Below are 14137 nucleotides of genomic sequence, written 5' to 3' on the forward strand. Positions count from 1 at the left end.
TATGTACGGAGGGCTAACTTCGGAATTTAAGCCTTTGGAGAACTATACAAAATCGTAGTCGCTTAGGTAAGGCGAGGTTCAGTGAAGAAGGAAAAATCTCTATATGGATATATTTGACCATATTTTGAGTAGCAGGAACTTATGATTAGGATAGCAATTTGTGAAGATGAAAAAGAAACACAATGTTTAATAGAAGAATATCTTTATAATATATTAAAAATTATTAATGTAGAGTATGAAATACAAAAATATAGTTCTGGAGAAGATTTACTCAAAGTGAGTTTAAAAGATATAGATATACTGCTTCTTGATATACTAATGGAGCAAATGAATGGAATGGATACTGCAAGAAAGATTAGAGAAGTAGATAATAAAATGGAGATAATATTTATAACCTCTTTAATAGATTATGTGCAAGAAGGATATGAAGTAAGAGCTTATAGATATTTGTTAAAACCCATAGAATTAGAAGAATTAAAAAAACATATATTAACTTGTATTAAAGATATTGAAACAAATAAAAGTAATTACATTGTAATAAAGAACAAGTCTAATACATACAAGATTTATTTAAATGAAATAAAATATATAGAAATTCAAAAAAAAGATATGTTAATACACACAATAAATAAGGGTTTTGGAGTAAAGTATAGTCTAGGAAAAATAGAAAAAGATTTAAAACTAGATAAATTTGTAAGATGTCATAAAAGCTTTATAGTTAATCTAAGTTATGTAGAAAATATAAAGCCCAATATTGCTATTTTAGAAAGTGGAGAAGAAGTACCTATTAGTAGATATAGATATAAAGAGGTTAAGGAAAAATTTTTGAAATTTCTTGGTGATACAATATGTTAAATTTTATGTCTGATTTATTATTAATTGTATCTATATGTGTACGATTTATTATTCTGAAAAGGATATTAATTTATAAAGAAGATAATAAAAAAGACAAACAAATAGTATTTTATACTTTATTGGGATTAATTTATATTATAGTTAAAATAACTAGATTATTTAATATAGAAGAAAATTATATTAATAATATGTACTATTTGATTGATGTTGTAGTATTTATTGTATGGGCGATATATTATAATTATTTTTACAACATAGGATATATTAAATTTATAATTTTCTTTTTCCTATTTAATATTTATTATGATTGTTTTAAAGATGTTGTAGATAGAATTTTATTTTTTGTAGTTACAGGTAATTTTGTTTCATCTAAAGAGTGGCTTTTGGCATCTGATTCTGATAATATAAAGGTTTACATATACAGTAATCTACTTATTATATTTGTATATATGATACTTAGTTTTCTGTATAATCGATTTAAATTGCTTAGCCAAGATAAAAGGAATTATGTATATTTGTTATTTGCTCTAATGGCTAACACCATGAATATAATTGGAGTCTATATATCAAGAATATTAGAACGGTTTAGATGGTTACATTCAGAACCATATTATTTTGAGAATTTTGTAAATCCAAAGATAATAGGAGCTAGCACCATTGTTCTTATATTATTGTTTAGGCAAATAATAAAAGATAATAAATTAAAATCTCAGAATGAATTAATAAAAAATAAGTTAGATATGCAATATGCTCATTATTTAAGTATTCAAGAATCTCATATGAGGGTTAAGAAGCTTTATCATGACATAAACAATCATATTTGCTGTATAGATAATCTTAAAAATGATGGCAAAGAAATTAATGAATATATAAATAATTTAAAAGATGAAATTAGAGAGTTCAAATCTATTTATAATACAGGAAACATGATATTAGACATTATAATCAATGAGAAGAGTGAAATATCTGTCAAAAAGGGAATTAAATTTATTTGTGACATAAACTTTTCAAAAGTTGATTTTATAAAACCCATAGATGTGTCAAGTATATTTGCCAATATTTTAGATAATGCAATAGAAGCATGTGAGAAAATATCAGATGAAAATATTGATAGATATATTAGAATTAAAGGAACTATAACAAAATCATTTTTTGTACTTAAATGTGAGAATAGTAAAGCAAATAATATTATTTCTAATAAAAATATACTGTTAACAGATAAGATGGATAAATTTGTACATGGAATAGGAATTCAAAGTATTAAATCGTCTTTACAAGAGTATAATGGAGAATTATTATTTGAAAATCAGAAAGACAAATTTATACTAAATATATGCATACCATTGAATCAAGATGCTGACAGTTGGGTCGATTAAGTTACTAGTTGGGGCATCTATATTGATACTTAAAAATAAGGATGTTATCTTTTTAATAATAAAAGATAACATCCTTATTTTTAAGCATAAAGAAATTTATAATTTTACTAATCTTAATTATAAGAATTAGTTACAAAGAAAGGTGATATATATTGAAAAACTAACCATAAAAATAATAAAAATACAAGATATTGTAATACAGGATGTAATTAATAAAAACTTGAAAAGTAGAAATACAATGGAGGAAAATATATATGAAGGCGAAAAAATATATTTTAGCTATGATAGTAATTTTAAGTATAAGTTCAAGCTTAATGGTAGGATGCACAACAACTGTATCCAATGAAGATTTAAATAACTCAGAGCAAGCTAGTGAAAATTCATCAAACAACTCAATTGAAGCTAAAAAAAATGACTCTATTAAATTATTTGAGGATTACTCAAAAAAAGCTAGTACTGTAGAAGGATTGGAAGAAGTTAAAAAAGATTTATCTCAAAAATTTTCAAAGGCTATAACGGATAGTGGTTATAAGGTAGTTAATTCAAATTCAGATGGAAGTTTTGTAGTTTCTATAAATGGATTTGAAAAGCCACCTGAAAAAGATATTAGAAGTTTATTTTACTCTATGTCTGAAGATAACAAAAAAGGAAAATCAGTAGTAGATATTCTCTGTGCTAAAGAATATCCTGAGAATAAAAAGTTAGCTGAAAGTGATAAATATATTAAATTTATGTACAACATATTTAAGTCATTAACTAATACTGATTTAACTGAGAAAGATTTTTCAGATAAAGTTATAAAAATATTTAATGAAGGTGTAGGCTCTGTAGAACTTCCCTATATGAATGATATACATGTTGAAGTTAACAAAGTTAAAAAATCTACTAAAGTACTAAAATTGAGTTTAGAATATGAATTTGATATTTCAAGTCATTAATGTAATAAATAAATTATGACAGGTTAGAAATAAATTATAAAATAAAATTCATATTTATCTTTAGTAATGTTTTTTATTCAAAAATATATTATTTGTGGTTGCCATTTTATGTTAAAGGACAGTATAATATAATTAAAGTATGTTATAACATACAAAAGTTAATGTATATTATCCAAAGGGGGATTTTAAATGAGTCAAACTGATAGAATAGAAGCATTTAGACAAGAATACGTTAATTCTAAACCTATGATATGTTGTGAAAGGGCTAGAATTTTTACAGAATCACATAAAAAGACTGAGGGAGAAGCCATATGTATAAGAAGAGCGAAAGCCTTTTTAGATGCATGCAAAGAACTTCCTATAAAAATATTTGAGAATGAATTAATTGTAGGTACAGCTGGTAAATTTAGAAGAACAGGTATATTAACACCAGAATTTTCTTGGCAATGGGTAGATAAGGAAATGGATACTTTTGATGAAAGAACTCAAGACCCATATGTCATATCAAAAGAGCAAATAGAATTTATAAGAAAAGAGATATTTCCATATTGGAAGGGTAAATCTTTGGAAGAAGTTTTTTTAGCAAGAATTCCAGAAGATACAGCTAAGATATTGGTAGATACAGGAATAATAGATAATGATTCTAAGTGGAGACAGGCAGTAGGGGAAGTAACTCCAGATTATCAAGATATACTATTTGTAAAAGGATATAAGGGGATAAAGAAAGAAGCAGATAAGAAGATAAAAGAATTAGATATATCAATTTCAGAAAATATTGAAAAAATAGATTTCTATAAGTCTATTTCTATTGTTGCAGATGGTATCATGACATTGGCAAATAGATATTCAAAACTTGCAAAAGAAATGAGTGAATCAGAGAAAGATTCAAAAAGAAAGTTAGAACTTATAAAAATATCAGAAGTATGTGAGAATGTACCAGCAAATCCTCCAACTAGTTTTTATGAAGCGATACAATTTGTATGGTTTGTGCAATTAGGTGGTGTTTTATCTGAAAATCCATTAGCATTGAACTTAGGTAGATTTGACCAATATATGTATCCATATTATGAAAAAGATACTAAAAAAGGAAATATAACTAAATCAGAGGCTCAAGAGTTGATAGAGGCTCTATGGATTAAGCTATCAGAGTGGGTATGGACAATATCAGCAAATACAGCAAATTATTTTGCAGGATACAACCAATTTCAAAACCTTACTGTTGGTGGCAAAAAGAGAAATGGAACTGATGGAACGAATGATATTTCATATATGTGTTTAAAGGCAACAGAAAGTGTAAAAACTCATCAACCAGGTTTAAGTGTTAGAATAAGTCAGGGAGCACCAGATGATTTTGTTATGGCAGTTGCGAAATTAGTAAAACAAGGTACTGGTTTTCCTGCTATACACAGTGATAGTGCAGGGGCACAAATGTTACTTCAAGATGGATATGATGCAGAAGATGCAAGAGATTGGAGCAATTGTGGTTGTGTAGTTCCTCACTTTAGAAAGACAGGTCAATGGACTTCAGCAGTAAATATTAATTTTGCAGCAGCACTAGAATATGCTATGAATGAAGGGAAGAGTAGATTAACTGGAGAAAAAATGGGGTTAGATGTAAAAAATATCAATGAATTTGCATCTTTTGAAGAAGTTAAAGAAGAGTTTTTAAAGCAACTAGCATATCTTATCAAGAATTCTGTTATAGGAACTACTGTTGCTCAACAAATTCATAAAGAAATAGTACCAAGACCATTTTTATCTACCTGTGTAGATGGTTGTTTGGATAAAGGTATTGATTTAAGTAAAGGTGGGGCAAAATACAATATAGGACCTGTTTTAACAGGCATAGGTCTAGGTGTAGTTTCAAACTCATTGGCAGCTATAAAAAAATTAGTATTTGAAGATAAGGTGACTACATTAGAAGAGTTAACAAAAGCATTAAATAATGACTGGGAAGGCTATGAAGAATTAAGAAAACTTGCCTTAGATGTTCCTAAATATGGAAATGACAATGATTATGTAGATTCATTGGCTATTGAAGTTTCTGATTTTTATTACAGTGAAACTAGAAAATATAAGGATATTTTTGGTTCTAAATTTAATAGTGCATTTATGGGTATATCAAACTATGTTCCAACTGGAAAAATAGTAGGTGCAACTCCATGTGGAAGAAAAGCTACAAAACCTTTGACAGAAGGAGTTTCTCCATTTGTTGGAACTGATACAACAAGTCCATTGGCAGCTATGAAATCTGCATCAAAAATAAATCATGATGTTCACACTGGAGGAACACTTCTAAATTTGAGATTTAATCAAGATTTGGTTGAAACAGAAAGAGGGCTTAGAAATCTAACTTCTATGGTAAAATCATATTTTGCACTAGGTGGATTCCACGTACAATTTAATACAATATCAAATGATGTCTTATTAAAAGCTCAAGAAAATCCAGAAGAATATAAAGATTTATTAGTTAGAGTTGCTGGATATAGTACTCAATTTGTTAATTTATCAAGAGAGATGCAAGATGCTATAATAGCCAGAAACTCACACAGTAAATTTTAATTATGAGGTAGATTATGAGTAAAAAAGGTAAAGTTGTAAAGGTACAACATTTTTCAGTAAATGATGGTGATGGAATAAGGACTACTATATTTTTAGAAGGATGCAAATTAAAATGTAAGTGGTGTTCTAATCCAGATTCATGGAGCAATATATTAAAGCTAGGAGTCATGAAGGATAAGTGTATATCTTGTAATAGGTGTACAGATGTTTGTCCTCAAAATATAAGTTCATTATTTGACAGAAGTCAAATAAATGATAAGTGTGATTTGTGTGGAAAATGTGTTAAAACATGTCTTAATGATGCTATCTGTATAATGACTGAAGAAATGACTGTTGAAGAGATTGTAAAGGAAGTTGAAAAAGATTTTATATTTTTCTTTGAGTCTAACGGAGGAGTAACTTTTTCTGGAGGAGAACCCACACTTCAAATTGAATTTTTAAGAGAATTAGTTGATGCTTTTTATAATAAAGGTATAAACATAGCAATTGAGACTTGTGGATATTTTGAGTGGGATAAAGTGAAGGATGTCTTTGAAAAAATAGACCATATATTTGTAGATATAAAATCTATGGATGATAATGTTCACAGAGCATATACAGGAGTAAGTAACGAGATAATATTAGAAAATATATGTAGACTTTCAAAATTAAACAAATCTATGGTTATAAGAGTACCAATTATTTCTGGAGTGAATGATAGTGAAGAAAATATAAGAAACACTGCATTATTTGTAAAGCAAAATGTTTTAGGTGGAAAGATGGAATTACTTCCATATCATAAATTTGGACTTGATAAATATAAAGCATTAGGGCTTGAAGATTATATGTATGAATTTGATGAAATTTGCAATAGCCATATGTTAAAATTAAAAGAGATAGTAGAGCTTACAGGAGTAAAAATCATAGAATACAAATAGGCTATCAGGAGGATTTTAACATGGATAATAAATTTCCTAATGTAGGAGAAAACTTAAGGTTATTAAGACAAGATATGGGTATAAGTTTAGATAAAGCTTCAAAGATGACAGGAGTTAGTAAAGCAATGCTGGGGCAGATTGAAAGAGGTGAATCTAGCCCCACTGTATCTACCTTATGGAAAATTTCATCTGGATTCAAAATAAACTTTACGACACTGTTAAATGAAAATACAAACACTTATGAGGTTATAAAAAAAGAGGATGTAGAACCTATTATTGAACAACAAGGCAATATGAAGTTGTATCCTATATATCCTTTTAGCCCTCAAAGGAGGTTTGAACTTTTTATAATTGAGCTTGAAGCAAATTGTACTCATGTTTCATCTACACATAGTCATGTTCTGGAAGAGTATGTACTTGTAATAGAAGGTAAACTTGAACTTAATGTAGATGGAAAAACTTATATTTTAGAGTCTGGACATTCAATTAGATTTGATGGAACACTAGAACATTTATATAAAAATTTAAATAACGGAAGAACTGTATTTCATAATATAGAAGTTTATAGATAATTTTATAGTTATCTATTTTGGGAATAAATATTTATTACCAAAATGGATAACTTATTTTTATAATGTCGAAAAGATTTGTATGCATGTACTAACATTATTGTTTTAAAATAAACATAAAAGCATTATAATAATATTAATAAAATATAATAAAAAGGAAGAATATATGATTATGAAAGTTATATTGACAGTATTAGTATTAGCAATCTTATATATTCTGTATAAGTATGAGACTCAACATATAGAAACAACAGAATATACCATATTTAATGAAAAAATTCCAAAAGAATTTAATGATTTTAAAATAGTTCAAGTAAGTGATTTACATAATAAGGTATTTGATAAAAACAATAATAAAACATTGATAGATAAAATTGAATCCTTAAATCCAGATGTTATATTTATAACAGGAGACTTAGTTGATGGAGAAAATAAAAATTTTCAAATTGCATTAGATTTAATTGATAATTTAGTAAAAAAATATGAAGTGTACCATATAATTGGAAATCATGAACAAAAATCTTTAATAAAAAAATACAAACATCTATATAGGGATTATTTTAAGGAATTGTATTCAAAAAAAATAATAAATATGGAAAATGAATCTGTAAGAATATATAAAGGAGATAGTTATATTAATCTATATGGTTTAATCATACCATTGGAATGCTATCCATATTTTTTTGCTAATAATAAAAAGTTAGAATTGCGTGACAGTTTTGTACAAGATAAGTTAGGTAAAATAAACGAAAATGAGTATAATATACTTTTAGCTCATACACCATTTTTCTTTGAAAAATATGTAAAATGGGGAGCTGATTTAGTTCTGGCTGGTCATGTTCATGGTGGTATAATAAGAATACCTTTTATTGGAGGTGTACTATCTCCAAATAGAGAGTTTTTTCCTAAGTATGATTGGGGAAAATATGAAAAAGGTAGTAGCACTATGGTTTTAAATAAAGGCTTAGGAGGTTCAAAAGTTCTTATTAGACTTAATTGTAAACCAGAAGTAGTAAGAATTACATTAAAGTCTAATTAATAAGGTTTTTTGTGTATATAAACATCAATGACATATATATAAAATTGGTGTAAAACCCTATTAAATAGATACAATTATTAATTTTTAATAATTATTTAATTAATGTAAATAAATTGTTATTTTTAGCATGTAATATTTAAAATATAGGGGGTAGTTAAAAATCATGGGTGATATAATTAGATTTTATGAATCTGTAAAAAACAAATATCCGAAATTAAAAGATGGAACTAGAGTTCATATGTGGCCAAAAGAAAATATCATAATTGGACCTATTTATGATGAGGCAAATGGATATGAAAAAAGTATAGGAAGTGTGGATAGTTTAAGTTGGAAGCAAGTTGTTGTACTAGCAGAATGTGATGGGAAAAATACTACTAAAGATATATTAGATATATTATCCAACAGATATAGAAATATCCCTGACATGAGAGATAAGGTTATGGAATTTTTTATGTTTTATGATAATGAATATTTAACCTTTGAAGATGAGGAACAAACATTATCAAGTGTTTTTGAGATAACAGGAAATAAAGTATATCTTACACCTTTATACTTTACAATAGAGATAGATGGTAATGACAATAGGGTTCAATATTTTTCTGAAGTTATAAGTTTATTAAAGTGTATGTATGAAAAAGGGTGTAGGTTTATAGAAGTTATTGGTGAAGGTATTCTAAAAAACAAAGATATGAAAGAAGTATTTCAATATATGTTAGACCATTTTGATTTAATTATAGTAACTAAAGATAGTTTTACTATTGAAAGAAGTTTGATAAGAGAATTAGATGATTATCGTCATAAAGTAATATGGAATGTATATTCAGAGAATGATAACATACATGTTAAATTAAAAGAAGATATAAAAATAACTAGTTTGATAAAAAGAGGGCATACAGTAGTAAGGGGAGCTAGAGGAAGAGCAATAAAAATAGAAGATATGAGGTTTAAAGATATAAGAGAAAGATTTTCAAAATATGGTGCAGAATGGAGCCATGTATATATTTCTTCTGATGGCAGTGTAAAATCTTATTCCATTCAAAAAGAAAAAAGAGTCTATTTAGGCAATATATTTGACAATTCAGTTGAAGAAATTTTATTAGAAATGCAAAATAAGATTGATAATCAAGAGATTGTATATCAATAATTATCAAAATTAAGTTTTAGGAATAATTTATGATTGATTGTTTAGTTTTGTGTTAATAATCGTTAATGAGGTGATGTAACTTGTTAAGATTATTGAACAAATTTTTTTATGATGTTTTACTTAAATGTTGGATTTTTATGATGTTATGGATTTTTAGAGAACTTTTTACAGATACAAAATTAGTCAAAAAATTTAAACTTCATAAAATATTTATGTAAAAATCATATAAAATTCATATAACAGATGTATTATATAGAGTATAGAAAGACTAGCTTAAAAACCATAATATAATACCCTATTGTAATGATAACCCTCCCTCACATCCTCAAATAGAGTTATCATTACAAGAATTAATCCATAAATTTAAAATTTATGGTTTTTTTTTATTTAATTTGTTTTATTATCTAGGAATATGATTTATTATAGAATATATAATAAGTAATATAAAATACATTTGATTAAGTTTTTGACATGTTTTTAACTATACTAATAAGGAGGAGTATTTATGAATGTAAATAATCGCAAGTGCCCAGAGTGTGGTGAACATAGTAAAAAATTTGAAGTAATAGAAGAGTGTGAGGAGTGTGTGACATTTGAATGTTACACTTGTGGAACTATATCTATATTAAAGTATTGCGACAACTGTAAAGAATTTGTATTTGTAAATATTCCAAATAATGTAGAGACCTATGAGTATTGTTGCAGTAGATGTAATAATAAGATTTAATATAATTAAAATATATAATTTCATATGTTGTTTATACAAATATCATATAAAATTCATATATGTAATGTATTATAGAAATATAGAAAGAACTAGCTTAAAACATAATATAATTACCCTAAATTTATAATGGCAACTCTCCCTCACATCCTCAAATATAGTTGTCATTATAAAATACTTTGGCTGTTTCAAAAATGTAAAATCATTTTAGAAGCAGTCTATTTTTTTATAAAAAATAAAGAAGGCAACGGGAAGCCTTCTTTCGTGTAAAAAAAGTTTAATTTTTTGTTAAGATTTGTTTGTTTGTTTATTTTATATTATCTTTATAATATGTTTTTATTTGAAGGTTGGCAATGGATTTTGCACAACTGGTCATTATGAATGTAAAAGTGGAATATTATTAATAAATAATAATTACAAAATTGTAATTATTATTTATTAAGCAAATGCGTAAAATATCACATTAATGGGTATATAATTAATAATATACTAGTTTGGGGAGGATAAAATTATGAATTATAAAACAATCATATTAAATAGAAAGTCTGTTAGAGAATATAAAAAGACAGATATTAAAAAAGAGTATCTTAGTGAGATTAAGAAATACTCAGAATCTTGTAAGAAACTAGTTCCAGAGATAGACGTTGATATAAGAGTAATGAATAGAAGTGAAGTTTTTGACAATTTAGATAAAATAGCAGGATATAAAGGAAACATGATAGATGCTCCAAGTTATATTATAATATTATCTGAAGTAAAAGATAATTACATCGAAAATTCAGGATACATAGGAGAAAATATAATTTTTAAGGTAACAGACCTTGGAATAGGTTCTTGTTGGGTTACTTTTGAGGATAGTAAAAAGGTATTAGATAAACTTGGAATTTACTCAGACAAAGAGATAACAGGAATTATTGCCATTGGATATGGAGAAAATGCAAGCAATACTAAAGTACTAAATGCTACAAAGACTGGTGATAATTATTCAAAATCTGATATGCAAGTTGTTTCAGACAATAGTTCTTCTCGTTTAGGTGTAGAAGAAGTAGTTTATATGGATGAGTGGGGAAATAATGCAAATACAAATATATTAGAAGAGAGAGCGCTTCTTGATGCATTCCATTATGCAAGATTAGCTCCATCTACATTAAATAGACAACCATGGAGATTTATAGTTGATGGAGGAGTTGTAGTTTTAGCAGTTAGAAAAGATGGTCATACTAATTTGTATGAAGAAAAAATAGATGTTGGTATAGTTATGCTTTATTTTGCAACAATAATAAGTGCAACTATGTTTGAGTTAAAATGGAATTTAGGTACTCCAGACAAAGATTATAAAATACCAGAAGACTATAAAATAGTTGGATATTGTAATATATAAAACAGTTTAATATTTAATTTAGTTTTACTTAAATTAATTTCTATAAAGAGTTTAATGCATTATATGGAATAATGTCATTGAACTCTTTTGTTGTATAGTTGTATAATCTAATTTCAGCATTATTAGTTGATAAATTTTATGTAAAAGAGGATTATTAATGTAAATTATTGGACTTGATATAAAGCCAATATAAAATTGATAGCTAAATGAGTAAATGTTATACTTTAAACTGAATCTGTATCTATTGTTGAAATAGTATTTTAAATCTTACAATTTTGTGCATAGATTGAGAGGTATATTATTTTATTAAACTGTATAATTTGCTTGGAGGGAATGTTAAATGGAATGGATAAATAAATTAAATCAAGCTATTACTTATATTGAAGACAATCTTGAAAGTGGAGTGGATTATGCAGAAGCAGCAAAAATTGCATGTTGTTCAACCTTCCATTTTCAAAGAATGTTCTCATATATTGCAGAAGTACCTTTGTCTGAATATATTAGACGTAGACGTATGACTAAGGCAGCATTTGAACTACAAAATAGTAATATTAAAATTTTAGAGCTGTCTGAGAAATATGGTTATGATTCACCTACATCTTTTAATAGGGCTTTTCAAAACATACATAGTATTTCTCCGTCTGCTGCTAGAGCAAAAGGTGTTGTTTTAAAAGCATATCCCAAGATGACATTAACTATTTATGTAAAAGGGAACTTAGAAATGCAGTATCGTATTGTAGAAAAGAAAGGATTCCGTATTGTTGGTATAAAAGAAAGTATGAATATGATTGTAGAAGAGTGTTTTGATAAAGTTCCTAAATTGTGGGATAAATCCATAAAAAATGGAACAATTGATAAGATTTCAGAGTTAATAAATAACGAACCTCATGGGTTGCTTGGAGTTAGTGTATGTACAGATAGTAAAGGCTTAGATTATTACATTGCTGTCTCAACGGATAATCCTATAGTAGAAAATACTTATGAATACTTTATACCATCAGGTACATGGGCAGTATTTGAATGTATTTCCCCAATGCCAAATGCTTTGGCAATACAAGAATTACAAAAAAGAATTATTACTGAATGGTTACCAAGCTCTGGATATGTATATGCTAATGTACCAGATATTGAACTTTATCCTAATGGTGATATTAATGCTCCTGATTATACAACAGAAGTTTGGATTCCGATTAAGAAACAATCCCAAAATTAACGAACAATATAAACCTTTAAAATTACAGACTGGAAATGGTCTGTTATTTTTTTTGATAAATGGAAAGCATACTTTACATAAGATAGATATCGTTGTATAATTATGGAAAGTAGACTTTACATAAATGAGGTATTAAAGGAGAGCAAAGTGAAAAATAGATTAGAAGAAATAAGAAAAAAGAGAGGTATAAAACAAGAAGAACTTGCATCTGCTTTGCAAGTATCAAGGCAAACTATAGGTTCATTAGAAAATGGTAGATATAATCCTTCTATCATATTAGCTTTTAAGATAGCAAGATATTTTGATATGAATATTGAAGAAATATTTATTTATGAGGAGGAGTAAAAATGAAAAAGGACAGATTATATGTTGGAATTGGATATTTTATTTGTGGAATTTTACTTGTTTTATTGGCTACACTTACAGAGTTTTCATTTGAGGCTTTGATTTGGGGATTATCTGGAGCTACTTTGGGTCCTGGGGTATGTATGATTTTTCAATATATATATTGGAGTAAACCAGAAAGAGCTGTAGAATATAAAGAAAAGATAGAGAATCAAAGGATAGAGATGAATGATGAAAGAAGAATTATGTTACGTGACAAATCTGGACGTATTACTAATCAAATCATGTCTTATGTTTTCGTAATTCTTATACTTATTGTTTCTATATTGAGTGTGTTCTCTGTAATGCTGACAAGTAGGTGGGTTTTAATTGTTCTTGGATTACTTATTTTATTTCAATTTATTTGTGGTGCTGTTGTATATAATAAATTAGATAAAAAGTTGTAATGAATTATAACACTGAATATAAAATTATATAAAAGCAAATTAGTTTATAAATTGACAGTATAAGCTTAAACTATATGTATAAATTCTTAAAAGCCACAAGTATTATATATTGTGGCTTTTTTATATGGAATTCTATATGTTTTGAAGAGAAGTACTATAGTATTATCATTACTTATGAATGATTTTTATAGATTACAAAATAGGCTAGTCTTCATATAAATTACCACTATTTTTTTTATTAAGAGTTCCTTCTAATTCAATCATTAGAAATTTTGTAAGTTTTTTAACTACTGGTCTATGTATTGTATTTTGAGGTACAATGATAAATTCTCCTTCTTTAACTTCTGTTAATCCTTCTGGAGTTTCCAAATTAAATCCTCTCTCTATTACATAAAACAATTCATCTGATTTTTCATGAACATGAAAATCTAAGCTTCTATTTGCTACTTATACAACACTTAGTATATTATTGTTTATTTTTCCTAATTTTTTGTATACGTACAGTTGTTCAATATTATTTACTTCTTCAATTATATTAGTTTTTGATAACATTAGAATCTCCTTTAGATTTTATTTTTGTTTGACTTTTAGTATATCTGTATGTTAACATCAATCTAATTATTTGTGA

General features: G+C 26.7%; 14 protein-coding genes. 13 read left to right on the forward strand and 1 reads right to left on the reverse strand.

Annotated features, from left to right (window positions below):
* Nucleotides 1-141: 141 nt before the first annotated feature.
* From IC175_RS12660 to IC175_RS12720, 13 genes are all read left to right on the forward strand, one after another.
* Nucleotides 142-855: a LytR/AlgR family response regulator transcription factor gene (locus IC175_RS12660; protein WP_227434048.1), complete on the forward strand. Its 714-nt coding sequence runs from the start codon at nucleotides 142-144 to the stop codon at nucleotides 853-855.
* The gene (locus IC175_RS12665) at nucleotides 849-2231 is read left to right on the forward strand and encodes a sensor histidine kinase (RefSeq protein ID WP_227851591.1); all 1383 of its coding nucleotides are present in this window, start codon (nucleotides 849-851) and stop codon (nucleotides 2229-2231) included. The genes IC175_RS12660 and IC175_RS12665 overlap by 7 nt, the downstream gene beginning before the upstream one ends.
* Nucleotides 2232-2485: 254 nt before the next feature.
* Nucleotides 2486-3169: a hypothetical protein gene (locus tag IC175_RS12670; RefSeq protein ID WP_227851592.1), complete on the forward strand. Its 684-nt coding sequence runs from the start codon at nucleotides 2486-2488 to the stop codon at nucleotides 3167-3169.
* Nucleotides 3170-3358: 189 nt separating this feature from the next.
* Nucleotides 3359-5731 (forward strand): glycyl radical protein, encoded by a 2373-nt coding sequence (locus IC175_RS12675; protein ID WP_227434051.1) that lies wholly within the window; start codon nucleotides 3359-3361, stop codon nucleotides 5729-5731.
* A gap of 14 nt (nucleotides 5732-5745) precedes the next feature.
* The gene (locus tag IC175_RS12680) at nucleotides 5746-6648 is read left to right on the forward strand and encodes a glycyl-radical enzyme activating protein (protein WP_227834677.1); all 903 of its coding nucleotides are present in this window, start codon (nucleotides 5746-5748) and stop codon (nucleotides 6646-6648) included.
* A gap of 20 nt (nucleotides 6649-6668) precedes the next feature.
* Nucleotides 6669-7220: a helix-turn-helix domain-containing protein gene (locus IC175_RS12685; RefSeq protein WP_227434053.1), complete on the forward strand. Its 552-nt coding sequence runs from the start codon at nucleotides 6669-6671 to the stop codon at nucleotides 7218-7220.
* 163 nt (nucleotides 7221-7383) lie between these two features.
* Entirely contained in the window at nucleotides 7384-8256 is an 873-nt protein-coding gene (locus IC175_RS12690; protein WP_227434054.1) for a metallophosphoesterase, read from the forward strand.
* 163 nt (nucleotides 8257-8419) lie between these two features.
* Entirely contained in the window at nucleotides 8420-9400 is a 981-nt protein-coding gene (locus tag IC175_RS12695; protein ID WP_227482177.1) for an SPASM domain-containing protein, read from the forward strand.
* Between the two features lie 505 nt (nucleotides 9401-9905).
* Nucleotides 9906-10127 (forward strand): hypothetical protein, encoded by a 222-nt coding sequence (locus IC175_RS12700; RefSeq protein ID WP_227482178.1) that lies wholly within the window; start codon nucleotides 9906-9908, stop codon nucleotides 10125-10127.
* A gap of 508 nt (nucleotides 10128-10635) precedes the next feature.
* Entirely contained in the window at nucleotides 10636-11505 is an 870-nt protein-coding gene (locus IC175_RS12705; protein ID WP_227851593.1) for a nitroreductase family protein, read from the forward strand.
* A 340-nt stretch (nucleotides 11506-11845) separates the two neighbouring features.
* The gene (locus IC175_RS12710) at nucleotides 11846-12718 is read left to right on the forward strand and encodes an AraC family transcriptional regulator (RefSeq protein ID WP_227836226.1); all 873 of its coding nucleotides are present in this window, start codon (nucleotides 11846-11848) and stop codon (nucleotides 12716-12718) included.
* 147 nt (nucleotides 12719-12865) lie between these two features.
* Nucleotides 12866-13063 (forward strand): helix-turn-helix transcriptional regulator, encoded by a 198-nt coding sequence (locus IC175_RS12715; protein ID WP_021383879.1) that lies wholly within the window; start codon nucleotides 12866-12868, stop codon nucleotides 13061-13063.
* 2 nt (nucleotides 13064-13065) lie between these two features.
* The gene (locus IC175_RS12720; RefSeq protein ID WP_227831252.1) at nucleotides 13066-13509 is read left to right on the forward strand and encodes a hypothetical protein; all 444 of its coding nucleotides are present in this window, start codon (nucleotides 13066-13068) and stop codon (nucleotides 13507-13509) included.
* Between the two features lie 204 nt (nucleotides 13510-13713).
* Here the strand turns inward: IC175_RS12720 and IC175_RS12725 are convergent, their stop codons facing one another.
* A complete protein-coding gene (locus IC175_RS12725) occupies nucleotides 13714-13878 on the reverse strand; it encodes a cupin (protein WP_255630962.1) in 165 nt (54 codons plus the stop codon).
* Nucleotides 13879-14137: the final 259 nt, after the last annotated feature.

It is taken from the genome of Clostridioides sp. ES-S-0123-01 (assembly GCF_020658415.1).
Taxonomy (GTDB): domain Bacteria; phylum Bacillota; class Clostridia; order Peptostreptococcales; family Peptostreptococcaceae; genus Clostridioides.

Coding starts and splice junctions, on each gene's coding strand:
- IC175_RS12660 (WP_227434048.1), top strand. CDS start 142: ATGATTAGGATAGCAATTTGTGAAGATGAAAAAGAAACACAATGTTTA.
- IC175_RS12665 (WP_227851591.1), top strand. CDS start 849: ATGTTAAATTTTATGTCTGATTTATTATTAATTGTATCTATATGTGTA.
- IC175_RS12670 (WP_227851592.1), top strand. CDS start 2,486: ATGAAGGCGAAAAAATATATTTTAGCTATGATAGTAATTTTAAGTATA.
- IC175_RS12675 (WP_227434051.1), top strand. CDS start 3,359: ATGAGTCAAACTGATAGAATAGAAGCATTTAGACAAGAATACGTTAAT.
- IC175_RS12680 (WP_227834677.1), top strand. CDS start 5,746: ATGAGTAAAAAAGGTAAAGTTGTAAAGGTACAACATTTTTCAGTAAAT.
- IC175_RS12685 (WP_227434053.1), top strand. CDS start 6,669: ATGGATAATAAATTTCCTAATGTAGGAGAAAACTTAAGGTTATTAAGA.
- IC175_RS12690 (WP_227434054.1), top strand. CDS start 7,384: ATGATTATGAAAGTTATATTGACAGTATTAGTATTAGCAATCTTATAT.
- IC175_RS12695 (WP_227482177.1), top strand. CDS start 8,420: ATGGGTGATATAATTAGATTTTATGAATCTGTAAAAAACAAATATCCG.
- IC175_RS12700 (WP_227482178.1), top strand. CDS start 9,906: ATGAATGTAAATAATCGCAAGTGCCCAGAGTGTGGTGAACATAGTAAA.
- IC175_RS12705 (WP_227851593.1), top strand. CDS start 10,636: ATGAATTATAAAACAATCATATTAAATAGAAAGTCTGTTAGAGAATAT.
- IC175_RS12710 (WP_227836226.1), top strand. CDS start 11,846: ATGGAATGGATAAATAAATTAAATCAAGCTATTACTTATATTGAAGAC.
- IC175_RS12720 (WP_227831252.1), top strand. CDS start 13,066: ATGAAAAAGGACAGATTATATGTTGGAATTGGATATTTTATTTGTGGA.